A 23043-nucleotide genomic window follows, 5' to 3' on the forward strand; every position below is an offset into this window, starting at 1 on the left:
CGTGTAGTGAAGGAGAGTGCAGGAATGACCACGGCTGTCAGGAACACACGGCTGGAGAAGCGGTTCGACAAGTGGGACGTCAACGGCAACGGGCGCATCGAGCGGTCCGACCTGGAGGCCGAGGCGCAGCGCATCGTGAAGGCGTTCGGCGAGTCCCCGCAGTCGCCGAACGGGCGCGCGGTGATCGACTCGTTCGTCCACACCTTCGAGTACCTGGCCCAGCGGGCCGGCGTCGGACCGAACGGCGCCCTGGACAAGGGCCAGTTCCTGCGGGTGATCGAGACCGAGGTGTTCCAGAGCGGTGACGCGGGCTTCGGGCGCGTCGTGCGGCCGATGATCCAGTCCATCCTCAACCTGTGCGACACCGACGGCGACGGCGAGGTCAGCCAGGCCGAGTTCGGCAAGTGGATGAAGGCGGTCGGGGTCGACCCGTCGCAGGCCACGCAGTCCTTCCAGCAGATCGACGTCAACGGCAACGGCAAGCTGACCGTGGAAGAGCTGGTGCAGGCGGTCAAGGCGTACCACTTCGGCACGCTGGACGCCGAACTGCTGGGCTGAGCCGCGCTCGAGGCGGGGTCGACGGGTGCGCGAGCCCGTCGACCCCGCCTCGGCGCGCCTACCGGGTGAGGAGGTCGCGGACGGTCTTCACGACCAGGTCCGGGGCCTCTTCGGCCATGAAGTGCCCGCACCGGACGGTGTCGTGGTCGAGGTCGTCGGCCCACTGCGCCCACCGCCCGCGCGCGTCGAACCCGAGCACCGCGCCCCAGTCCCGCTGCCGCACCGCCACCGGCATGCGCAGCTTCGTGCCCTGGTCGGCGGTGTCGTCCTCGACGTCGACCGTGGCCGACGCGCGGTAGTCGGCGACGATGGAGGGGATGGCTTTCTGCGACTTGCGCAGGTACTCGGCGCGCACGTCCGGCGGGATCGCGGTCGGGTCCTGGGTCCAGGCGTCGAGGAAGTGGCCGAAGAACTCGTCCGGCGCGGCGGTGATGAGCGCTTCGGGCAGGCCCGGGGGTTGGGCCATGAGGAACAGGTGGAACCCGATGGCGGCGGTGGTGCCGTGCAGGACGTCCCACATGTCCAGGGTCGGGAGGACGTCCAGCGCGGCCAGGTGGGTCACCCGTTCGGGGTGGTCGAGGCCGGTGCGGACGGCGACCAGCGCGCCCCGGTCGTGCCCGACGACGGCGAACCGGTCGTGCCCGAACGCGGCGGCGACCTTGACCACGTCGGCGGCCATGGTGCGCTTGGCGTAGGTGCGGCCGGTGTCGGCGGGCTTGTCGCTGTCGCCGTAGCCGCGCAGGTCGGGGACCAGGACGGTGTGGTCGGCGGCCAGGTCGGCGGCGACGTGCCGCCACATCAGGTGGGTCTGCGGGAAGCCGTGCAGGAGCACGACCGGGGTGCCGGCGCCTTTCGCGGCGACGTTCAGCTCGACGCCGTCGCCGACCGGGACGCGGTGGTAGGTGAATCCGCTGATCTGCATGGGACCACCGTGGCGCGGGCCGCTCAGCAACCAGTCAGCGCCGACTGAGCGCGGCGGCGGCGAGCGGCAGCGTCAAGGCGGGACAGGCCGCCGGTGACTCGGGGCCGCCGGTGAATCAGGCGGCCGGGCGGCTGGGTGTTGGGGGCGGCTGGGCGTTGGCCTGGCCGGGCGTCGGGGTGGTGCGGCGTTAGGGTGGTCCGGGTGGGGTCGGTGTGGTTCGGGGTGCTCGGCCCGCTGGTCGCGACCGGCCCGCGGGGGCCTTTGGCGCTGCCCGGCCCACGTCACCGCGCGGTGCTGGCTCGGCTGCTCGTCGCCCGGGGTCGGGTGGTGCCGGTGGAGCGGTTGGTGGACGACCTGTGGGAGTCGCCGCCGACCGGGGCGGTGGGTGCCGTCCAGACGTTCGTGTCAGCCCTGCGACGCGTCCTGGAGCCCGACCGTCCGCCCCGCACGCCGGCGCGACTGCTGGTGACGTCGCCGCCCGGATACGCGCTGGTCGCCGAGGACGTCGACGCCCAGCGCTTCGAGGCCCTGGTGAGCGCGTCGGAGTCGTTGGCGGCGTTGGACGAAGCGCTGGGGTTGTGGCGGGGGCCGGCGTACGCGGAGTTCGCCGAGCACGGGTGGGCGCGGGCCGAGGCCGGGCGGTTGGAGGAGTTGCGGCTGCTGGCGATCGAGCGGCGGGCGGCGGCGTTGGTGGAGCTGGGGCGGTCGGCGGAGGTGGTGCCGGACCTGGAGGTGCAGGTCGAGGGGCACCCGTGGCGCGAGGAGTCCTGGCGGCTGCTCGCCCTGGCCCTCTACCACGCCGGACGCCAGGCCGACGCGCTGCACGTCCTGCGCCGCGCAAGGGAACGGTTGGCGGCCGAGCTGGGCATCGACCCGAACCCGGCCCTGCGCACCCTCGAAACCGACATCCTCAACCACACCCTCACCGCACCCACACCCGCCACCGCGACACCGGCTGCCGAGCCCGCCATGACCGGGGCGGCGAGTCCGGCGGGCGCGGGTGCGGCGGGCCGAGCCGGTGCCAGTCGGTCGTCATCGGTCGACCTGGTCGGGCGGGCTTCGGAGTTGGCAGCTTTGGAGGCCGCCGCCGAGTCCGTCACCGACCGGCCCCGGCTCGTGCTCGTGTCCGGGGAGGCCGGCGCAGGCAAGACAGCGCTGGTCGAGGTCTTCGCGGCCCGAGCCGCCGCGACCGGCTGGACCACCGCCCAAGCCGCCAACCCCGACACCCGCGACACCCCCGCCGCCTGGCCCTGGACCCACCTCCTCGACACCCTCGACGGCCCCCGGCCCACGGCCCACCCCGACCGTTTCCACTGGCAGCAGGCCGTCCTCGCCCACCTGGCCCGCCACGCACCCCTCCTCCTCGTGCTCGACGACCTGCACTGGGCCGGTGAGGAAACCCTCGACCTGCTCACCACCGTCCTCACCCACCCCGCGCCCCTCCTGGTCATCGCCACCTACCGGGACACCGACCCCGGCCCGACCCTCACCGCCTTCCTCGGTCGCGCCGCCCGCCTCGACCCGACCCGCCTGCACCTGCGCGGCCTCTCCCCGGACGCGGTCGCCGAACTCCTGCGCCGCACCACCGGCCACGCCGACCGGGCCGAGGACGTCCACCGGCGCAGCGGCGGCAACCCGTTCTTCGTCCGCGAACTCGCCCGCCTGCTGGCCACCGACCCGGACACCGTGCCCACCGGCGTCCGCGACGTCGTCCGCCACCGCCTGGCCCAACTACCCGAACCCGTCGGCCGGCTCCTGCACCACGCCGCCGTGATCGGCACCGAGGTGGACCTGGACGTCCTCGACCACCTCCTGGGCGACGCCCTCGACGCCGTCGAAACCGCCACCGAACGCGGCTTCCTGGTCGAGCGCGCCGCCGGTCGCTACCGGTTCGCCCACGTGATCGTCCGCGACACGCTCTACCAGGACCTGTCCGGCGCCCGCCGCGCCCGCCTGCACGCCCGCACCGCCGACGCCGTCGAGCACCTCCACCCCGACGACCCCGCCACCCTCGCCCACCACCTGCTCGCCGCCGGCGACACCACCCCCAGAGCCGGCCGCGCCGCCCTGTCCGCCGCCCACGCCGCCGAAGCCCGCTTCACCCCCCACGAGGCCGCCCGCCTCTACCAGGCCGCCGCCACCCGCCTCCCCGCCCACGCCCATGACCACCCGGCCACCCGCGACCGCCTCCCCGAGCAGAGCCACCCGGCCCTACACGACCGCCCGGCCGCCAGCGACCGCCTCGCCGCCCGGGACCACCCGGCCACGCACGACCACCTGGCCGGCCTCGACCACCTGGACGCCCTGATGGGCCTGGTGCGCACCGAAGCCGTGACGGGCGACCTCGTCAGCTCGCGCACCCACCGCGCCGCCGCCCTCGACATCGTGGGATCGTTCAACAATCCTCACCTCACCGCGAAGGTCATCACCGCCGCCGACACCCCGACCATCTGGACCACCCCCGACGACCCGGACCTGGCCCGCCGCATCGCCGACGCCGCCGAGCACACCCTCGCCACCGGCACCCACGACGACGCCACCCGCAGCAGACTCCTCGCCACCATCGCCGTCGAACTGCGCAACACCGGGGGAGCGCGGGCACGGGAAGCGGCATGTGAAGCCGAACGGCTCGCGCGCCACACCGGCGACCCGGCAGTGCTGGCTTTCGCCCTCAACGCCCGCTTCACCCAGTGCTTCGAACACGCTGGCCTCGCACCGCAGCGAGCCGCGATCGGCACCGAACTCGTCGACCTGGCGACCCGTCACGAACTGGTGCCCTTCGCCGTCCTGGGCCACCTGATCCTGGTCCAAGCGCACAGCGCCCTGGCCGACTTCGCCACCGCCGACCACCACGCCACCGCCGCCGACCAGTTGGCGCAAGACCACCGCCTACCGCTGGTCGGCGTGTTCACCGACGGCTACCGGGCCCTGCGCGCGACGGTGGCGGGGGAGTCGAACCCGTATCCCGCGCTGGCCACCCGCCTCTCCGGCACCGGCATGACCGGCGTGGACGTCCTACCGTTGGCGAACCTGTGCTGGAAAGTCCAAAGTGGACAGACAGTGGCCCTGGACATGCCCGACGACCCGCCCCGGGACCTGCTGTACGAGGCACGAGCGTGCCTGCGGGCGGTGCAGGCGATCCGGGAGGGTGACCTGGCCACCATGGACCGCCTGTACACCGACCTCCTGCCCGCCGAGCGCGAACTGGCCGGCGCGGGCAGCGGAATCCTCACCCTCGGACCGGTCGCCCACCACCTGGGCGACCTGGCCACCGCGCTCGGCCGACCCGACCAGGCCCGCGACCACTACCGCCACGCCCTCGACCTCGCCCGCAAGGCCAACGCACCCCACTGGACCGCCGCCGCCCAAACCGCCCTCACCTGACCCGACCGCAGCCCTTACCCGGCCCGACCGCCGCCTTGCCCCGCCCGACCGCCGCCCAAGCCACCCTCGCCTGAACCGTCAGGACGACACGGCGGTCGGGTGGAACACCACCGGCAACTCCGGGTCCATGCCGACCTCCGGACCGGTGCGCGGCTCGGGCGTGCTGATCAGGATGTTGTAGTGGTTCGGGTGGTGGCACGCGTCGAACCCCAGGACCGTCCCCACCAACCGCCCGTCCACCAGCACCTCGTCCCCCCGGTCGATCACCCCGGCGTTCCCGATCTCCACGAAACCCAGGAACCCCACCCGGTCGATCCGCGCCCCGGGCGTGGTGTCGGTCTGGTCCGTGGTCACCAGCTCGTGCACCTCGCCCTGCCGCACGCACCGGCTCGCAAACGGCTCCAGGCTCATGCCCCGGTCGTCCCGCCGGTGCACGAGCACCTTCACCACCCGGCTGCCCACCGCCCGCTTCGGCCCGTCCTCCAGCATCACGCACCGTCCTCCAGCATCAGAAACGGCCCTCCAGCACCAAGAACGACAGCATCACGTGCCTTCCCTCCGGTACACCTCGTCCACCAGCGCCAGCACCTCCAGCCCCGGGTCCCGGTACGCCGGGCCCAGCGCGATAGCCCGCGCGAAGTCCCGCAGCACGCCCTCGTACTCGTGCCACAACGACCCCTTGAACTCCGGGTGACCGGCCAGCACGTCCGCCCGCCGCACCGACCCGTCGACCAGCCGCACCTCGACGTCCTTCACCTCACCCGGATAGGACCAGTCCAACTCGACAGAAACAGGCACAGACCCGGTCAGCTGCAGCAACGCCTGCCGGTCCACCCCCTCCGCGTCCCGCACCACCTTCGCCGCCTCCAACCGCAACGGCCCCACCAACACCTGTGCCAGGTCCAGCGCATTCGGCCCGTTGTCGGCCACGCACCCGCCCCCGCTGCGCGCCATGTCCAGGTACCAGCGGTCCCGGCCCACGTGGTCCTCGATCCGCTCCAAGTAGCGCACGGCCACCGACTCCACCGGCGCGGCACCGGCCAGCGACTCGCGCAGCGCCACCACGTGCCGGTTGTAGCGGCGGTGGAAGGCGGTGAACAGGACCCCGCCCCGCCGGGCCAGGTCCTCGCCGTCGGACAGGCTCGTCGCCAGCGGCTTTTCCACGCACAGCGGCAGACCGGCGGCCAGCACGTCCCGGCCGATCGTCGCGTGGGTGTCGTTGGGCGCGGTCACGATCACCGCGTCCAGGTCGCCGTCGGCGAGCATCGCCCGGTGGTGCAGGTAGTCCCGCACGCCGTGCCCGGCCAGCACGTCCCGGTCCACGTCGCACACCGCGACCAGCTCGAACTCCGCCGACTCCGCGATCGCCGCCAGGTAGAACCGGGAGATCACCCCCAACCCGACGACGCCGACCCGGATCACCCGGCCGCTCGCAGGGCCGGTGCGACCGCGCGCAGCTCGTCGTACAGCTCCTCCGGCACCGGCACCCCGTGCTCACGCCGCCACCGCGCCCGCTCACCCTCCGGCCACCCCGGGTACGTGACCGGCGCACGCGGATCGGCCGCCGCGCACCCCAGCACCGCCTCGAACAACCGCCCCGCGTCACCGGAGAACCCCGACCGCAGCAGCTCCGGCGCGATCACCAGCGCCAACACCCCGATGTCGTCGTCCGCCCCACCGCCGACCGGCCCCAACGCGGCCCCCGGCACCAGCGCGGCGAGCACCTCCACCAGCAACCCGAGCCCGAAACCCTTGTACGCGCCCGTTTCCGGCCGCCCGCCCAGCCACAGCAGGTGCGCCTCACCCCGGTCGAACGCCGCGGGATCGGTCACCGGCTCACCCGAGTCGTCGGCCAACCACCCGGGCGGCACGGCCCGCCCCGCCCGCGCCGCCGCCCGCACCCGACCGGTCGGCACCACGGTCGTGCTCATGTCCAGCACGAACGGGTGCCGCTCGCCCGCCGGGCACGCCAGCGCCAGCGGGTTGGTGCCCAGCAACGGTTCCAGCCCGCCCGGCGGCCGGGCGATGCGCTGCCCGCCGCAGTTCGACGCCACCAACCCGACCATCCCGTGCAGGGCCGCCCGCGCCGCGTGGAACCCGGCGCACCCGATGTGGGTGGCGCCGCGCAGCGACACCACCCCCACCCCGAGCCGCGCCGCCCGCGCCGCCGCCAGGTCCACCGCCTGCGCCGCCGACCACAGCCCCAGCGCCCGCCGCGCGTCGGCGCGCACGCACGCGCCCAGGTCCGCCGTCACCGCCATGTCCGCGGCCGGGTCCGCCCGGTCGGAGTCCAGCAGCGGCAGGTACAGCCGGGTCAGGTTCACCAGCCCGTGCGAGGTCACCCCGGTCAGGTCGCCGTGGCACAGCGCCTCGGCGGCGACCCGCGCCCGGTCCGGTGGCACGCCCCGGGCGGCGAACACCCCGGTGACGGTCGACAGCAGGGTCGGGTAGGGCACGACGACGGTCATGTTCCTCCGTTCCGGGCGAACCGCACGACGACGTCCCTCACCACCGCGGAGAACCGGTCCAGCTCCTCCACGTCGGCGAACTCGCCGCGCGCGTGCGCGTTGTTGGCGTGCAGCGACCCCGGGCCCAGCACCGCGGTCCGGGTGTCGGGCACGTCGGCCAGCCAGATGGCGTCGCAGGTGAACGCGGGCTCGTGCGCGGGCCAGCGGGGCACGACCGCGTCCAGCAGCGGCACGTCCCGGGCGGGCAGCGCGGGCAGGCCGTGCTTGCGCCACACCAGCCGGGTGATGGCCGCCGCGTCCACGGCGGTGCGGTGGAACGGCGGCACCGTGCGGAACCGGCGGCCGAACTCCGCCAGGCCCTCCACCAGCGACCGCTCCAGCGCCGAGGTCATCACCCGCGCGGACTCCGCGCTGCCGTAGGACAGGTTCAGCAGCAGCTCGCCGCTGCCGTAGACCCGGTTGTGCATGCGGCCGGTGTGCAGGCCCGCCAGGCACAGCTGCCCGTCGGGCACCCGCACCAGCGACGCCGCCAGGTGCTGGGCCAGGAACCCCAGCAGCACGCTCGCGTTGTGCCCGGCGTGCGGCTGGTCGTCCACCGCGTCCTCGCCGCTGACCCGCACGCTCGCGGTCATCGCGGCGGTGCAGCGCGGCAGGTAGCGCAGGCCGGTCGGCTCGCAGAACACGTTGAGCCGGCCGAAGAACCCCGCCTCCACCAGCGGGCGGGTGCCGAACACGCCCATCGCGCCGCCCTCCTCGCCGGACACCGCCTGCACCAGCACGCTCACGTCCCGCCCCACCGCCGGGTCGGCCACCGCCGCCCGCAGCCCCGCCAGCAGCGCGACCGCCGGCCCCTTGGCGTCGATCGCGCCGCGCCCCCGGAACCGCTTCCCGTCGAACGACACCGGTTCGAGCGGGGCCACGGTGTCCAGGTGCACGTTGAACATGACGGACGGCTCCGCCTCCCCGTAGCGCAGCACCAGGCTGGGCTGGCACTGGAGGAACCCCGGGTGCTCGGCGACCGCCTCCCGGACCACCGCCGGCACGTCCGGCCGGTCCACCGCCCCGGCCGTCGCCGGTCCGAAGTGGACGGTCGAGAACCCGATGTCCTCGGCCGCCGTGCGGAAGGTGTGCATCGCGTCCCACAGCCGCACCTCGGCCGTGGTCTCCAGCGGACCCGCCGTGGGGATGCGCAGCAGCCCGAGCAGCAGGTCCCGGTCCGGTGCGATCACCGCAGCAAGCCCTCCAGCGCCCGGCCCGCCGCCACGAACGCCGCCGCGTCCGGCGCGCCGGACACCCCGGGCAGCAGCGACACGTGCGGCTCCAGCGACCACGCGCCCCGGTAGCCGTGGGCGCGCAGGAGGGCGACGCAGTCGGCGACCCGCGCGGCGCCCTGCCCCGGCGGCACGAACCGGTCGCCGACCGCGTCCTTGACGTGCACGTGGACCACGTGCGGCGCGACCCGTTCGAGCAGCGCGTACGCGTCGTAGCCGTGCGGCACGCCGTTCCCGGTGTCGAACAGCAGTCGCAGCGCCGGCACCTCGGCCAGCAGCTCCAGCGCCCGGTCGGCCGAGGACGCGGCCCACCCCGCGCAGTTCTCGTGCACCAGCACCACCCCCGCCGACGCGGCCAGCTCGGCCAGTGTCGACACCCGCGCGATCACCCGGTCGCGCCACCGCAGCTCGCCCAGCCCGTCGTTGGGGTAGGACATGATCCGGACGAACGGCGTGCCCAGGGCGCCGCACCGGGCCAGCAGGACGTCCAGCTCGGCCAGGTCGTCCTCGAACGGCGCGGTGATCGGCCGGGTGAACCCGCCGATGCGCGAGGCCAGGCACACCACCCGCACCCCGTGGTCCGACACCGCTTTGGCGACTTCGCCGAACTGCCGGTCCGACAGCTCGGCCACCGGCAGGGCGTCGACGCTGCGCAGCTCCATCCCCGTCCAGCCCAGCTCCGCCAGCACCGCGAGTTGACCGGCAAGGTCGGACGCGGCCTCGTCGGTGATCCCCGCGAGCACCTCCTCAACGGGCATGAGCGGGGACCTGGTTCTCCGCGCGGGCCGCCGGCACCACCGGCTCGGCGCAGATGTTCTTGGCCACCGACAGCAGCTGCACCACGTCCGTGGCGAACGCGAAGCCCCGCGCGTGCTGGTCGCCCGAGCCGTGGAAGAGCTGGTAGGCCCGGATCACCCACTCGGTCAGCGAGTCGTCCCGCAGCACCTCGTGCCTGCGGTGCCCGTTGACCGTCACGGTCAGCTGCGAGTGGTCGTCGTCGGCGCTGACCGCGAAGTGCCCCACGGCCGTGCCGCGCTCGAACTCCGCGGTGATCCGCCGCTCCCGCACCGGCGAGGTCAGGTCCGAGACGACCTCGGTGCGCACGCCGCTGTTGTGCCGCAACCCGACCCGCGCCCCGCCCATCCGGGCCACCACCACGTCCCCCACGACCAGGTCGAACCCGGCCGCGTGGGTCACCCGCGCGTTGCCCGCCAGGCGCAGTGCCAGGCCCACCCCGTGCGGCAGCTCCACGTCGAACGCGGTCTGGTGGCTCGGCTTGGTCAGCGACCGCCGGAACCGCGGCTTGTTCTGCACGATCGAGATCGACCGCAGCTCGCCCAGCCCGCCGCCGCGCACCAGCGACAGCAGCCGCACGGTCAACGCGCTGGTCAGCCACGGCTCCACCACCGCGATCCGCAGCCCGTGCCGGCGGCGCAGCCGGGTGATGCGGGCCAGGTCGTCGGTGTCGGCGGCCAGCGGCTTCTCCACGATCAGGTTGCGGAACCCCAGCTCGGCCAGCTGCCCGATCACCTCGGTGCGCACGTGGGGCGGCGTGCACACGTGGGCCACCGCGTCCGCCGGGTCCAGCAGCCGGGCCGCCGCGCCGATGCTGCTCGCGGTCACCAGGCCCGGCCGGTCGCCCAGCACCCGCCGCGGGTCGCACGCCACCACCGGCTCGTCCCCGAACAGCGGCCGGGCCCCGGCCCGCGCCCGCGCCAGCACCGGCAGGTGCAGTTCGGCCCCGGCCCGGCCGAGTCCCACGACGAGTGTCCGCACCATTGCACCCCTGGTGTTCCGCTCAGCTCCACAAGACGCGTGAATAAACGCTCCGAATTGATCCATAACGACGTTGTACGAACGCGGTCGTGCTGTCAACTCGGGTTAGCCGAGTTGACCAGGAAGAGTGAACTCGTGAGTGTGCGCAGGCCCGCGCACACGCCTGTCATACGCTCCGAAGCGCGCTTCGCGAACAGCGGAGGTGAGAGCGCTGGCAGTCCCATTCTTCACCCAATCCGACACGTTTTCGCGGCTGTGGCCCATAACCCGGCGGTACATTGTGGAGGTGGCCCGGAACGGGAAGTATTCCCACGGCCACGAGGTGGCCGAGTTGGAGCGCGCCCTGGCCGAGTACACCGGGGCGAAGCACGTGGTGGGCGTGGGCAGCGGCACCGACGCGCTGGTCCTGCTGTTGCGCGCGTGCGGCCTGCGCCCGGGTGACGAGGTGGTGGTGCCGGCGTTCTCCTTCATCGCCACCGCGTCCTCGGTGGTGCTCGCCGGCGGCCGGCCGGTGTTCGCCGACGTCGAGCCGGACGGCTACGGCCTGTCCGCCGCCTCGGTCGCCGCCGTCGCCGGGCCGCGCACCCGGTTCGTCATGCCCGTGCACCTGTTCCACCACCCCGCCGACATGACCGCGCTGACCGCGCTCGGGCTGACCGTCGTGGAGGACAGCGCCGAGGCGATCGGGATGCGCCACGGCGGCGTCCACGCGGGCCTGCTGGGGGTCGGGGGAGTGCTGTCCTTCTTCCCCACCAAGACGTTGGGCGCGATCGGCGACGCCGGCGCGGTGCTCACCGACGACCCGGCGGTCGCCGAGATCGTGGGCGCGCTGCGCCACCACGGCCGCTTCGGACCGACTCTCGGGAACTTCCCCGCGATCAACACCACCACCGGTGTGGTGGGCCAGAACTCCAAGATGGACGACCTCCAGGCCGCGGTGCTGCTGGCCAAGCTGGGCCGGCTGGAGACCGACGTCCGCCGCCGGGCCGTTTTGGCCGCCCGCTACACCGAACGCCTGACCGGCGTGCCGGGCGTGCGCAAACTGCCGGTTGTCCGGCCGGGCACGCGGGGCGTGTTCTACGTCTACGTGATCGAGGTCGACCGGCGCGACGAGTTGGCCGCGCACCTGGCTTCGCGCGGGGTGGAGACCGAGGTCTACTACCCGACGCCTTTGCACCTCCAGCCGTGTTTCGCCGAACTCGGCCACCGGCCCGGCGATTTCCCGAACGCCGAGGCCGCGTGCCGGCACACCCTCGCATTGCCGCTCTACCCGGATTTGCCGATCACCGACGTCGACCGCGTTTGTGCGGAAATCACCGATTTCCTCACCGGGAGGACCGCGTGAGCATCCCGTTCTTCCCGCCCGACCTGTTCGACGTGGACGACCTGCTGGAGATCGTGCACGAGGTGGGCACCGCGCCGGAACAGCGGTTCATCCTCGGCGCGCGCACCACCGAGTTCGAATCCGCGCTGCGCGAATCCCTCGGTGTCGCCGACGCGGTCGCCTGCGGCAGCGGGACCTCCGCGCTGACCCTGCTGCTGCACGCCATGGACGTCGGCCCCGGCGACGAGGTGATCGTCCCCGCCTACGGCTGCGCGCCCCTGGCCGCCACGCCCGTGCTGCGCGGCGCCACCCCGGTGTTCGCCGACGTCGACCCGTGGACCATGGTCGTGGACCCGGTCGAGGTGGAGAAGCTGGTCACCGGCCGGACCAAGGTGATCATGCCCGCGCACATGTTCTCGGTGATGGCGGACATGCCCGCGCTGCGCCGCATCGCCACCGACGCGGGCGTGCGACTGCTGGAGGACAGCGCCGTCGCGCAGGGCGGGGTCCTGGCCGGTCGGCCGGCGGGCACTTGGGGCGACGCCGGGGTTTTCTCGTTCGTGCAGGTCAAGACGTTCGGGATGCCCGGCGAGGGCGGCATGGTCGTCACCAACGATCCCGCTTTGGGCCGGGCCGTGCGGATGCTGCGCAACCACGGCCAGGACGGCCGAACCCGGTTCCTGCACCACCGCATCGGCTACAACAGCCGGTTCGACGAGCTGATGGCCGCCTTTCAGTTGCGTCGGCTCTCGGACCTGGCGGAGCGCTTGGAACGCCGGGCCCGCATCGGCGACTACTACACCGAGCGCTTCACCGGCCTACCCGGCGTCCTGCCCCCACCTCCGGGCCGCGACGGCCGCTGCTTCTACGTCTACTCCCTGCTCGCCGACCGCCGCGCCGACCTCCGCGACCACCTGGCCGCCGCCGGCATCGGCTCCCACGTCTACTACCAGGCCCCGCTGCCCAGACAGCCCGCCTTCGCCACCCACGCCGCCGACCGCGAGTGGCCGGGCGCCGACCACGCGTGCCGACGGCAGTTGGCCATCCCCGTGTACCCGCACCTGACCGATGCCCAGGTCGAACGCATCGCCGACGAGGTGTGCCGCTTCGCCCTGGCCCGAGGAGCCCGATGACCACGCTCGCCACCACCACCCGGTTCCGCGCCTACGTCCGGCTGGCCAAGCTCGACATCCTCGACTACTACCTCGGCGTCCTGGTCGTCTGGGCGCTTCTCCCCACCGACCTGCGCTTCGACGGCCCCGTCCTGGCCACCACCGCCGTCTTCCTGGTCGGCGAGGTGGTCGTCATGGCCGCCATGGTCGCGCTCGACGACCTCACCGGCTTCCGCGACGGCAGCGACATCACCAACTACGCCCCCGACGACCCCCGCCGCCGCCTCGAACGCAAACCCCTGGTCGCCGGGACCCTCACCGAGTCCCAGGTGATCCGGTTCGCCTGGATCACCTGCGTGGTCGGCGCGACCCTCTGGCTGACCGCCATCGCCATCGCCCCGAACCGTCCACCGTGGACCACGATCCTCATCGCGATCACGTACTTCTTCTCCGTCCAGTACTCCTGGGGCGTCAAGCTCAGCTACCACGGCTTCCAGGAGTTCTTCCTCGCCGGGCTCGGCTGGGCCGTCGTCCTCGCCCCCTACGGCCTGGCCACCGGCGAAATCCACGCCGACGTCCTCGTGCAGGCCCTCATCTTCGGCATGGGGCCGCTGCTGTTCGGCGTCTACTCCAACACCAACGACGTCGAAGGCGACCGGCGCGTCGGCCGGCCCACGGTGGCCGCCCTGACCACCCCGCGCGGCAACATGTGGTTCGTCGTCGCCCTCTCGGCGTTCGAGAGCGCGCTCATCCTCGCCGCACCGTTCCTGGGCGCGCCCTGGTGGTTCGGGCTCGTGCTGCTGCCGACGATCCTCATGCGCATCAACCAGTTGCGCGTCGGGTTCGCCGACGGGGACATCCTGCGCGCCCGCCGCCTGGGCATCCGCACCCACCGCGTCACCGTGGTCGCGCTGATCGTGGTGAACCTCCTGTGAACGCCGACATCGTGGTGGTGGGCGCGGGCATCGCCGGGCTCACCACCGCCCACGAACTGCGCCGCGCCGGCCGGGACGTCCGCGTGCTGGAAGCGGAGGACCACGTCGGCGGGCGCATGGCTACCCTACGCCGGGACGGCTTCCTCATCGACACGGGGGCCGAGCAACTGCCCACCCGCGGCTACGAGGCCACCTGGGAACTGCTCGCCCGGCTCGGCCTCGGCCGCGGCGACGCGCCCCGCATCGGCCGTCACCTCGCCGTGTGGCGCGACGGCCGCCCCCGCCCCGGCCTGGCGCACCCGCGCGGCCTGCTCACCGGGGCGGGACTGCCGGTGGCCGCGCGCCGGTCGCTGATCCGGATCATGGCCGACCCCTACGACCTGGACCACCCCGAGCGCGGCCCGCACGACACCGTCACCGCGTTCGCCGCCGCCCACCACCCCGACCTGCTGCACTACCTGTTCCAGCCGGTGGTGTCCGGGTTCTTCGGCTGGGACCCGGAACGCTCCGCCATCGCGCCCCTGCTGGCGATCCTCGCCTCCTGCGGCACCACCCACTCCTGGCGCACCTACCGCGACGGCATGGACACCTTCGCTCGCGCGCTGGCCGCCGACCTCGACGTCGAGTGCGGCGTCCGCGTGGACGGGGTCGTGGCCGAGCGGGACGGCGTGCGGGTGGTGTGCGGGGGCGACGAGATCCGGGCGCGCGCGGTCGTGCTGGCCGTGCCCGCGCCCGTCGCGCGCCGCCTGCACGTCAACGCACCCGAGCACGAACGGCACTTCCTGGACGCCTGCACCTACACGCCGGTGGTGAAAGTCCACCTGATGCTCGACACCCGCCCGAAGTCCAAGTCGTACGTGGTCGTCGTGCCCTCGGTGGAAAGCGCCACGCTGTCCACGATCATCCTCGACCACGTCAAACACCCCGGCCGCGCGCCCGCCGGCCACGGCCTGGTCTCCCTCATGGCCAGCCCCGCCGTGACACCCGGCCTGCTCGACGCCTCCGACGACGAGGTGACCGACGCCCTGGTCACCACCGCCGAGCGCTTCCTCCCCGGCCTGACCGAGGCGACCCGGGACGCGGTGGTCACCCGGTTCCGGTACGGGCTGCCCGAGTGCACCCCGGCCGCGTTGGCGTCCCGCGCCGGGTTCGTCGACGGCCTCGGCGGGGTCGTGGACTACGCGGGCGACTGGGTCGGGCTGGTGCCGTGCAGCGAGGCCGCGGTCCGGTCCGGCCGGCGCGCCGCCGAGCGCGTGCTGGCCACCGTCCAGAGGAGGCAGCACGTATGAGGCCGCACGACATGGGCACGCTGTTCGACGAGGTCGCCGCGCGCCGCCCGCACACCGCCGTCCTGCTGGACCGGCCCTTCGACATCGCCCCGCACCTGGGCACCGCCTACACCGTCGGGCAACTCGCCGCCCTGGTCGAGGAAGCGGCGGGCTGGCTGTTCGCCGCCGGCGCCCGGCCCGGCGACCGGGTGGCCGTGGTCAAGCGCAACCACTACGACTACGACCTGCTGGCCTGCGCGGCCATCCGCATCGGCGCGCTGCCCGCGCTGCTGTCCGGCCACCTGCCCGACGACGCCCTGGAGATCCTGCTCAAGCGCCTGGAGCCGACGGTCCTGGTGACCGACCGCGCGGTGCCCCCGCACACCGCCCGGCGCGTGCTGTCGCTGGGGGAGGGGCCGTTCACGATCGACGACGTCCGCGGCGCGCCCGCACCCCCGCCGTTCCGCCGCGGCGGCGACGACCCGCTCATCGTCAACCACACCTCCGGCACGACCGGCGTCCCCAAGCTCGTCGTGCACACCACCACCACGCTGGTCAAGAAGCTGGCCCGGTTCGAGGCGCTGCGCATCCCGGTCGTCGGCCTCCGCCGCGACGACGTGGTCGCCAACGCCTCCTCCTACGCCCACGGCCGCACGTTCTGCTGGACCGGCAGCGTGTTCTGTCTCCGGCCGCGCAAGATCGTGCTGCTCAGCGACCCCGCGAACGCCCGCGAAGTGCTCGCCGACCACCAGCCCACCGTCGTCGAGGCGCTGCCCTCCGCGTACGTGCGCTGGCAACCGCTGGCCCGCGCCCGGGACAACCCGTTCCGCCGGGTCCGGCTGTTCATCAGCACCTACGACGCCATGCACCCACCGGCCATGCGCACCATGCTCAACGCCTCCCGCCACAAGCGCCCACTGTGGATGCAGGGCTGGGGGCAGACCGAGACCGGGCCGCTGACCTTCCGCTTCCTCACCCGCGCCGCCGCCCGCCGCGAACCCACCGCCCGCGACCTCGGCCGCCCCGTGCCGCTCAAGACCGGGCTGCGCGTGGTGGACCCGATGACGTTCAAGCCCGTGCCGCGCGGCACACCAGGACTGGTGCTGGTCCGCACCGCCGCCCGCTGCGCCGGCTACGTCGGCGAGCAGGACCGCTGGCAGCTCAAGCTCGCCGGACGCTGGTGGAACACCGGCGACCTGGCCGTGCGGACCCGGTCCGGGAAGGTCCTGCTGCTGGACCGCGAGGTGGACACGGTGCCGGGCATGAGCTGCCTGGAGGTCGAGGACGTCGTGGAGGACCGGCTGCCCGAGGTGGTCGAGTGCGTCGTCCTCGGTGCCGCCGGGAGGCCGCCGCTGCCCGTCCTGGTCACCGCCGACGGCCTGCTCGACCCGGCCCGCTGGTGGAACGCCGTGGCCGACCTGCCGCCGATGTCGTCGCCGCGCGTGCTGGCCTGGGACGAGGTGCCGCGCACCGGCACCGGCAAGGTGCGCCGGCTGGAACTGCTCACCCGGCTCGTCGGGCCGGCCGAGACCCACGGGACGGGACGGTGGACGTGACCACGACCGGGTACGTGTTCGACAACCACAGCCTGCACGCGGCCGAGCAGCACCGCTGCCTGGCCGCCGCGCACGACCCGGCCACCTTCGCCCGCCTCGCCCAGACCGGGGTGCGCAAGGGCTGGCGGTGCCTGGAGGTCGGGGCGGGCGGCGGCAGCGTCGCGCACTGGCTCGCCCTGCGGTCGGGGTCCGTGCTGGCCACCGACCTCAAACCCGACCACATCGCGCCCGCGCCCGGTTTGACCGTGACCCGGCACGACGTGGTCCACGACCCGCTGCCCGAGGCAGAGTTCGACCTCGTCCACGCCCGGCTGGTGCTGCAACACCTGCCAGAGCGGGAAGCCGTGCTGCGCAAGCTGGTCCGGGCGCTGCGGCCCGGCGGGTGGCTCCAGCTCGACGAGTACGACAAGACCTACGGGCCTGTTCTGGTGGCGCCCGACGACGAATCCGCCCGGCTGTACGAGAAGCTCCTGGCGGCGAAGGAGCGGATGTTCGCCGACGCCGGGTCGGACGGCGCGTGGGGCCGGCGGGTCGCGGCGGCGATGGTGGCCGCCGGACTGGTCGACGTCGACCCGGTGCCGGTGGTCCAGCCGTGGCGACCCGACTCGCCGGGCGTGCGGCTGCTCGTCGGGCTCACCCACCAGCTGCGGGACAAGCTCGTCGCCGCGGGCCTGACCGACCACGAACTCCAGCGGGTGCGGGACGTCATGGCCCACCCCCGGTTCCGGGCGTGCTCCGGGATCTTCTACACGGTGCAAGGGCGGCGTCCGGCATGACCACCGCCGTCGACACCGTCTCCTGGGCCGGTCCGGTGGACCTCCCGCTGAGCGGCGAACTGGACGTGCAGGCCGCGTGCGGGCTCATGCACGTCCACGGCCGGAGGTTCGGCCGGCCGACCCGGCTGGGCCTGGACTACGCCTCGATCACCGCCGCCGAACTGGCCGACCTCGGGGCGGCGGCGGTGTCGTTGGCCCGGGCTCGCGGGCTGATGCTGCGGGCCGCGACGACGTCGGTGGCGCAGGCGGCGCTGCTCGCGGTGTCCCAGTACCTCGCGGCGGCGACCGTGGTGGAGCGGTTCGAGCCCGGCGGGCCGCCGTTCGTGTCCGCCGACGGGGTGGCGTTCGAGCTGGAAGCTTTGGACGCCGAGGTGTGGCGGCGTTTTTGGGTTTCGCTGGGCGCGCCCGTGCCCGCGATCGCACAGGCCTGGCGACCTTTCCTGCACCGCTTCGCCACCGCCACCTGCCCGCTGCCGCCCGACCTCACCGCCGCGACCGCCCGCACTCCGATCGACGTGCTGGAGAACGTCGCCCGCACCACCGGGATGACGCTCGTCCGGGTCTCCGGCCGCGTCATCGACGACCTCCCGGCCTTCCACCTCACCGCCCTCGGCTCACCCGCGCCGCTCCCGCCGGCCGGCTCGGCGTTGCCGGCTCAGCGCGGCGACCAGGCACCAGGCGAGCTGCCGCTGTCCGGGTTGGTGGTGGTCGAGTCGTGCCGCCGGGTGCAGGGGCCGATGGCCGGGCACCTGCTGCGGATGCTTGGCGCGACCGTCGTCCGCGTCGAACCGCCCGGCGGCGACCCCGCGCGCGGCGTGCCCCCGATGGCCGGTGACACCTCCGCCCGGTTCCTCGCGCTCAACCACGGCAAATCCACCGTCGAGATCGACCTCGCCACCGTCGCCGGCCGCCTCGACCTGCACGACCTCCTCGCCCGCGCGGATGTCTTCCTGCACAACTGGGCACCGGGCAAGGCGGAGGCGTGGGCGCTGCGCCCCGCCGACGTGGCCCGCGTCCGGCCCGGCATCGTCCACGCGCACGCCTCCGGCTGGGGCGACGCCCTGGGCCCGAACCCGCCGCTGGGCACCGACTTCGTCGTCCAGGCCCACGCCGGCGTGCCGCCGTCGCTGATGACCGTGGTCGACGTGTTCGGCGGGCTGGTCGCGGCGCACGGGATCGTCGAGGGGCTGCTGCGCCGCCACCGCACCGGGCGCGGCCAGTCCGTGGCGTCCTCGCTGCTGTCGGCCGCGTCCCGGCTCAACGCCCGCGCCCGCGGCCGGTGCGCCGCGCCGCTGACCGTGCCGGTGTGCACCGACCTCGCCGCCCTGGCCCTCGACCCCCGCTTCGCCCGCGCCCTCCACCGCGTCCCGTGCGCGGTGCCGCTGCCGCCGTGGGAGTTCCTGCGATGACGTGGATCTCCAGCACCGGCCTGGAACTGGCCGACCTCGTCCCCGCCGACCTGCGCCGCGCGTGGGTCGCCGCGGGCCACTGCCCGGACCGCGACCTCTACTCCCTGTTCCGCACCCGGGTCCGCCGCCACCCGCACCGCACGGCCGTGGTGGACGAGCGCGGCAGCCTCGACTACGCCACCCTCGACGCGGAGGTGCGCGGCCTGGCCGGGGCGCTGCCCACGTTCGGGCCGCACGACGTCATCGGCGTCCGCGTGCCCAACAGCCGGGACGCGGTGATCGCCGAACTGGCCGTGGCGGCGATCGGCGCGGTGGCGCTGCCGTTCGCGGGCGGCCTGGCCGACACCATGAGCCTGCTCGGCCGGGCCCGTGCCACCGCCCTGATCACCGACGCGCCCGTGCCACCCGGCCTGACCCACCTGCGCTGCGTCGTCCCGCCCACCGCGCGCGGCCCCGAACGCGACCCCGAACCGGTCGACCCCGAGGCCCCGGCCCGCATCCTGGTGTCCTCCGGGTCCGAGGCCGAGCCGAAGATGGTCGCCTACTCGCACAACGCGTTCGCCGGCGGTCGCGGCAACTACCTGCGGGCCGTCCACGGCGACACGCGCGTGTGGAGGGACCTCGTTTTGGTGCCGCTGTCCTCCGCGTTCGGGTCGTTCGGGGCCACCGTCACGTTGTGCCGGTTCGGCGGAACCCTGTTGCTGCAACGGCGTTTCGACGCTCTTGCGGCCCTGCGGATGATCGACGCACACCGCCCGACCCACGTGTTCGGCGTGCCCGCCATGCTGCGCCGCACGGCCGACCTCGCGTCCACAGTGGACACTTCCTCGGTGAAAGCGTTGGTGTCCAGCGGAGACGTCCTGCCGCTGCCCACGCTGGAGGCGTGTCGGGACGCGTTCGGGGTCGAGGTGGTCAACATCTACGGCTCGTCCGACGGCGTCAACTGCCACACCACGACCCCGGAGCACGGCGTGGGCCGCCCCGACCCCGCGGTGACCGACATCCGGGTCGTGGACGGCGAGATCTGCGCCCTCGGCCCGATGACGCCCCTGTGCCACGTGGCCGCCCCGTCGCCCCGGCTGCCCGGCGGGTGGGTGCGGACGGGCGACCAGGGCCGGTTCGACGAGACCGGCACCCTGCACGTGGAGCGGAGGCTGCGCCGGGTGGTCATCCGCGGCGGCTACACCATCAGCCCCGCCGAGGTCGAACAGGCGCTGGTCGCCCACCCGGCGCTGTCCGAGGTGGCGTGCGTGCCCGTCCCGGACCCCGACCTGGGCCAACGGCTGTGCGCGTGCGTCCGCCCCCGCCAGGGCCACCCGCCGCCCGACCTGTCCCAACTGACCGCGTTCCTGGCGCAGCGCCAGGGCGTGACCCCGCACAAGCTGCCCGAGTACCTGCTGGTGCTGCCCGAGTTCCCGGTGGCCCACACCGGCAAGGTCTGCCTGCGCACCCTCACCCGACTGGCCGCCGAACGGCACGGAGGAATCCCATGACCCTCGACCCCTTGGCCGGTCCCGGCTACCACGCGCTGGTCGCCCTGTCCAAGGCCGTGGACGCGGACAGCCCGCTGCCCGTGGGCCTGCTGGAACTGGTCCGGCTGCGCTGCTCCCAGCTCAACGGCTGCAGGTACTGCATCCGCCTGCACACCCGGCAGGCCCTGGAGGCGGGGGAGCGGCGGGTCGACCTGGTCGCCGACCACCACACCGACCCGTCCTTCACCCCTGCCGAACGCTCGGCGTTGACCTTGGGCGAGGCGGTCACCCTGGTGCACGACGGCCAGGTGCCCGAGGAAGTCCTGCGCGCCGCCATCCGCGACCACGGCGAAACCGGCGCGCAGAGCCTCATCTGGGTGAGCCTGGTGACCAACGCGTTCAACCGCCTCGCCATCAGCACCCGCCTGGCCTGACTACCCGGTCAACCCGACCACCGGCGCCGGCGTGCCGCCGAACGCGCTGCGGGCACGATGTCCTCCACCTCGGCGACCGCCGCGCGCACCAGCCGCTCGAACCGGACCCGCCCGGTGTCGGCGTCGAGCACGACCATCAGGTGCCGGCGCGTGTCCCGCCAGCTCCGGAAGGTCGCCACGACCGACTTGCGGTCCACAGACGCCACCAGTGCGCCCCCGTGGGCACCGCGCCGCGCGTACCGCCAGTCCTCACGCCCGTCCCGCCCAGCGCGACCACCGAGCCGTCGGCCAACGCCACCACGACCCCGTGACCGGCCGAAACCAGGCCCACGACATCGGCACCCGGCTGCCACGGCCACTGCCCGCCACCGGGCCGCTCCACCGGACAGGAACGGCGCCGCCGCAGCCGCGACCGCACCGACCAGGGTCACGAATCTCAGCATGTCCGGAACCTCCCGGCTGAGACGGAAGATCCACCGGAACCGTTCCAGACGCTCTCAGTCGGCCACCACCCGGTGGTCGAGCGGCTTGGTCGCGGGGCCTTCGAGGACTTCGCCGTCCACGCCGAACCGCGACCCGTGGCACGGGCAGTCCCACGTGCGCTCGGCGTCGTTGAACCGCACCCGGCACCCCAGGTGCGTGCACTTCAGCGACACCGCGTGCAGGGCCCCGTCCTCGTCCCGGTACACCCCCGCGTCCCCGACCACCCGCGCCGACCCCACCGGCACGTCCCGCGCCGACCGCGCGTCCGAGGTCCGCAGCCGGTCGCCGACGAAGCTCGCCGCCGCCCGCCCGTTGATCCCCAGCAGCGACGGCAGCGACCCCAGCGACAGCCGGTGCGGCGAGAACCGCTCCGCCCACGGGTTGTCCCGCCCCAGCAGCAGGTCCGACAGGATCATCGCGGCGAACGTCCCGGTCGACAGCCCCCACTTCATGAACCCGGTCGCCACGAACAACCGCGTCGACCCGGGTGTGTAGGACCCGATCATCGGCAACCTGTCGTACGCCGACGGGTCCTGCGCCGACCACCGGTGGGTCACCGCGGCCACGTCCCAGTGCCGCCGGGCGAACGCCTCCAACTCCCCGTACGGGTCACCCGGCGCGTCCCCGGTCGGGTGCGCACGCCCGCACAAGATCAACAAGTCCTGGTAGGCCGACAACGACCACGAAGGACTGCCCGCGCTGATCGCCAACCCGGTCGGCGGCGTCCCCGACCGCAGCCGCACCGCCACGCAGTAGGACCGGCTCGGCTCCAACCGCGCGAAGTACAGTCCCCGGTCCAGGATCGGGTAGTGCGTGGCCACCACCACCCGGTCCGCCGTCAACGTCCCCGTCGCCGTCACCACCCGGCACGGTGAACCCTCGCTCACCCGCGTCACCCGGCTGTGCGAGTACACCGCGCACCCGTCACCGGGGATGCGCCGCGCCAGCCCGGTCACGTACTTGACCGGGTGCAGCGCGATCTGGTCGTCCAGCCGCACCGCCGCGAACACCTCCAGCGGCACGCCCATGCCCTCGCCGCGGTCCCGGTCCACCGGCAGCCCGGCCCTCGCCGCGGTCAGCGCCTCGTGGTCGACGGCGGGCAGTTCGTCCGGGCTCAGCGCGAACGTGTAGGCCGGCGCCCGCCGCAGGTCGCAGTCGACCGCGAGCCGCGCCACCTCCGCCACGCCCGCGGCGCTGGCGGCGGCGTAGTCGGCGGCGGCGGTCAGGCCGTGCTTGTCGGCGATGGTCGAGTACACCTTGGACTGGAGGGCGGTCACCTTGGCGGTGTTGTTGCCGCTGACCCCGCCGCCCACGCGGTCCGCCTCGACCACCGCAACCGACACGCCCGCCTCCTTCAGCCGCAGCGCGGTCGTCACGCCGGTGATCCCGCCGCCGATCACCACCACGTCGAAGTGGCCGTCACTCGCACGAGGGAATTCGTCGCGCTCGTAGGTCCACAGGGAATGCCGAGCCGTCACCGTGTCATGGGCCATGGTCACCGCGTACCCCGTGCCGATCAGGTTCGAACCGCCGGCCACGGGATATCCCACCGCCATGACCACACCCGAGCCCGAGGACCCGGACTTCGCCGAGGAGCACACCCGGCCGACCGTCGCCGACGAGCAGGTCAACCAACCCAACACCGAGCCGGACGAGTCGGTGCCGCGCGACGACGCGGGCGGCATGGAGCCCGAGTGATGCGCACCCTGGCCACGCTCGACCAGGTGGTCGCCCTGCTCGACGAGCACGGCGACCGCCTGTTCGTGCGCTGGTCGAAGGGGCCCGAGGCGGACGAGGGGCGGCACAGCCGCGACGGGTTGACCGGCGTGCGGCTGCCGGGCCTGTCGGCCAACCCGCTGGCCGTCGAACCGTGGTGGGGCGACCGGTCGCCCCCC

At 73.8% G+C, this 23043-nt stretch carries 22 protein-coding genes; 13 read left to right on the top strand and 9 right to left on the bottom strand.

The genetic code is table 11. From position 1 onward, the window contains the following. Positions 1–24 precede the first annotated feature (24 nt). Entirely contained in the window at positions 25–558 is a 534-nt protein-coding gene (locus RIN75_RS06505) for an EF-hand domain-containing protein (protein ID WP_309110867.1), read from the top strand. Between the two features lie 58 nt (positions 559–616). On the opposite strand, the gene RIN75_RS06510 is transcribed toward RIN75_RS06505, so the two are convergent. Beyond that, positions 617–1480 (bottom strand): alpha/beta hydrolase, encoded by an 864-nt coding sequence (locus RIN75_RS06510; RefSeq protein ID WP_309110868.1) that lies wholly within the window; start codon positions 1478–1480, stop codon positions 617–619. A gap of 201 nt (positions 1481–1681) precedes the next feature. On the opposite strand from RIN75_RS06510, the gene RIN75_RS06515 reads away from it, so the two are divergent. Further along, positions 1682–4864: a BTAD domain-containing putative transcriptional regulator gene (locus RIN75_RS06515; protein WP_309110869.1), complete on the top strand. Its 3183-nt coding sequence runs from the start codon at positions 1682–1684 to the stop codon at positions 4862–4864. A 78-nt stretch (positions 4865–4942) separates the two neighbouring features. Here the strand turns inward: RIN75_RS06515 and RIN75_RS06520 are convergent, their stop codons facing one another. From RIN75_RS06520 to RIN75_RS06545, 6 genes are read right to left on the bottom strand one after another with little or no spacing between them, the layout of a single operon-like run. Further along, complete coding sequence (locus tag RIN75_RS06520; RefSeq protein ID WP_309111198.1) at positions 4943–5353, bottom strand: DUF6917 domain-containing protein; 411 nt, start codon at positions 5351–5353, stop codon at positions 4943–4945. A gap of 54 nt (positions 5354–5407) precedes the next feature. Continuing rightward, entirely contained in the window at positions 5408–6286 is an 879-nt protein-coding gene (locus tag RIN75_RS06525) for a Gfo/Idh/MocA family oxidoreductase (RefSeq protein WP_309110870.1), read from the bottom strand. After that, positions 6283–7332 carry an Ldh family oxidoreductase gene (locus RIN75_RS06530; RefSeq protein WP_309110871.1) on the bottom strand — a complete coding sequence of 350 codons (1050 nt, stop codon included), beginning with the start codon at positions 7330–7332 and terminating at the stop codon, positions 6283–6285. Before RIN75_RS06530 ends, RIN75_RS06525 begins: the two co-directional genes overlap by 4 nt. Continuing rightward, positions 7329–8561: a M20/M25/M40 family metallo-hydrolase gene (locus RIN75_RS06535; RefSeq protein WP_309110872.1), complete on the bottom strand. Its 1233-nt coding sequence runs from the start codon at positions 8559–8561 to the stop codon at positions 7329–7331. The genes RIN75_RS06530 and RIN75_RS06535 overlap by 4 nt, the downstream gene beginning before the upstream one ends. Beyond that, positions 8558–9361 (bottom strand): sugar phosphate isomerase/epimerase family protein, encoded by an 804-nt coding sequence (locus RIN75_RS06540; protein WP_309110873.1) that lies wholly within the window; start codon positions 9359–9361, stop codon positions 8558–8560. The genes RIN75_RS06535 and RIN75_RS06540 overlap by 4 nt, the downstream gene beginning before the upstream one ends. Beyond that, positions 9351–10382, bottom strand: a complete 1032-nt coding sequence (locus RIN75_RS06545; RefSeq protein ID WP_309110874.1) for a Gfo/Idh/MocA family oxidoreductase — start codon at positions 10380–10382, stop codon at positions 9351–9353. The genes RIN75_RS06540 and RIN75_RS06545 overlap by 11 nt, the downstream gene beginning before the upstream one ends. A gap of 199 nt (positions 10383–10581) precedes the next feature. Between RIN75_RS06545 and RIN75_RS06550 the strand changes: the two genes are divergently transcribed. Genes RIN75_RS06550 through RIN75_RS06590 form a run of 9 tightly spaced genes read left to right on the top strand, consistent with a single transcriptional unit; the run spans position 10582 to position 20665 of the window. Continuing rightward, positions 10582–11724, top strand: a complete 1143-nt coding sequence (locus RIN75_RS06550; RefSeq protein ID WP_375295921.1) for a DegT/DnrJ/EryC1/StrS family aminotransferase — start codon at positions 10582–10584, stop codon at positions 11722–11724. After that, positions 11721–12836, top strand: coding sequence for a DegT/DnrJ/EryC1/StrS family aminotransferase (locus RIN75_RS06555; RefSeq protein ID WP_309110876.1), 1116 nt, complete (start codon positions 11721–11723; stop codon positions 12834–12836). Before RIN75_RS06550 ends, RIN75_RS06555 begins: the two co-directional genes overlap by 4 nt. Then, on the top strand, positions 12833–13750 hold the full coding sequence (locus RIN75_RS06560; protein ID WP_309110877.1) for a UbiA family prenyltransferase: 918 nt from the start codon (positions 12833–12835) through the stop codon (positions 13748–13750). The genes RIN75_RS06555 and RIN75_RS06560 overlap by 4 nt, the downstream gene beginning before the upstream one ends. After that, a complete protein-coding gene (locus RIN75_RS06565) occupies positions 13747–15039 on the top strand; it encodes an NAD(P)/FAD-dependent oxidoreductase (RefSeq protein WP_309110878.1) in 1293 nt (430 codons plus the stop codon). The genes RIN75_RS06560 and RIN75_RS06565 overlap by 4 nt, the downstream gene beginning before the upstream one ends. After that, positions 15036–16574 (top strand): AMP-binding protein, encoded by a 1539-nt coding sequence (locus RIN75_RS06570; protein WP_309110879.1) that lies wholly within the window; start codon positions 15036–15038, stop codon positions 16572–16574. The genes RIN75_RS06565 and RIN75_RS06570 overlap by 4 nt, the downstream gene beginning before the upstream one ends. Then, complete coding sequence (locus tag RIN75_RS06575; protein ID WP_309110880.1) at positions 16565–17350, top strand: class I SAM-dependent methyltransferase; 786 nt, start codon at positions 16565–16567, stop codon at positions 17348–17350. Before RIN75_RS06570 ends, RIN75_RS06575 begins: the two co-directional genes overlap by 10 nt. Beyond that, positions 17347–18759: a CoA transferase gene (locus RIN75_RS06580; protein ID WP_309110881.1), complete on the top strand. Its 1413-nt coding sequence runs from the start codon at positions 17347–17349 to the stop codon at positions 18757–18759. The genes RIN75_RS06575 and RIN75_RS06580 overlap by 4 nt, the downstream gene beginning before the upstream one ends. After that, positions 18756–20252, top strand: a complete 1497-nt coding sequence (locus tag RIN75_RS06585; protein WP_309110882.1) for a class I adenylate-forming enzyme family protein — start codon at positions 18756–18758, stop codon at positions 20250–20252. The genes RIN75_RS06580 and RIN75_RS06585 overlap by 4 nt, the downstream gene beginning before the upstream one ends. Then, entirely contained in the window at positions 20249–20665 is a 417-nt protein-coding gene (locus RIN75_RS06590) for a carboxymuconolactone decarboxylase family protein (protein ID WP_309110883.1), read from the top strand. Before RIN75_RS06585 ends, RIN75_RS06590 begins: the two co-directional genes overlap by 4 nt. An 8-nt stretch (positions 20666–20673) precedes the next feature. On the opposite strand, the gene RIN75_RS06595 is transcribed toward RIN75_RS06590, so the two are convergent. Both RIN75_RS06595 and RIN75_RS06600 read right to left on the bottom strand, forming a co-directional pair. Next, a complete protein-coding gene (locus RIN75_RS06595; RefSeq protein WP_309110884.1) occupies positions 20674–20862 on the bottom strand; it encodes a hypothetical protein in 189 nt (62 codons plus the stop codon). 300 nt (positions 20863–21162) lie between these two features. Beyond that, the gene (locus RIN75_RS06600) at positions 21163–22698 is read right to left on the bottom strand and encodes an FAD-dependent oxidoreductase (protein WP_309110885.1); all 1536 of its coding nucleotides are present in this window, start codon (positions 22696–22698) and stop codon (positions 21163–21165) included. A 4-nt stretch (positions 22699–22702) separates the two neighbouring features. Here RIN75_RS06600 and RIN75_RS06605 point away from each other — a divergent pair, with 4 nt between their 5' ends. Continuing rightward, complete coding sequence (locus RIN75_RS06605) at positions 22703–22846, top strand: hypothetical protein (RefSeq protein ID WP_309110886.1); 144 nt, start codon at positions 22703–22705, stop codon at positions 22844–22846. Next, on the top strand, positions 22846–23043 hold a 198-nt coding region (locus RIN75_RS06610), incomplete at its 3' end, for a DUF6098 family protein (RefSeq protein ID WP_309110887.1). The genes RIN75_RS06605 and RIN75_RS06610, both read left to right, overlap by 1 nt.

It is taken from the genome of Saccharothrix sp. (genome assembly GCF_031180885.1).
In the GTDB taxonomy this organism is placed as follows: Bacteria; Actinomycetota; Actinomycetes; order Mycobacteriales; family Pseudonocardiaceae; genus Actinosynnema.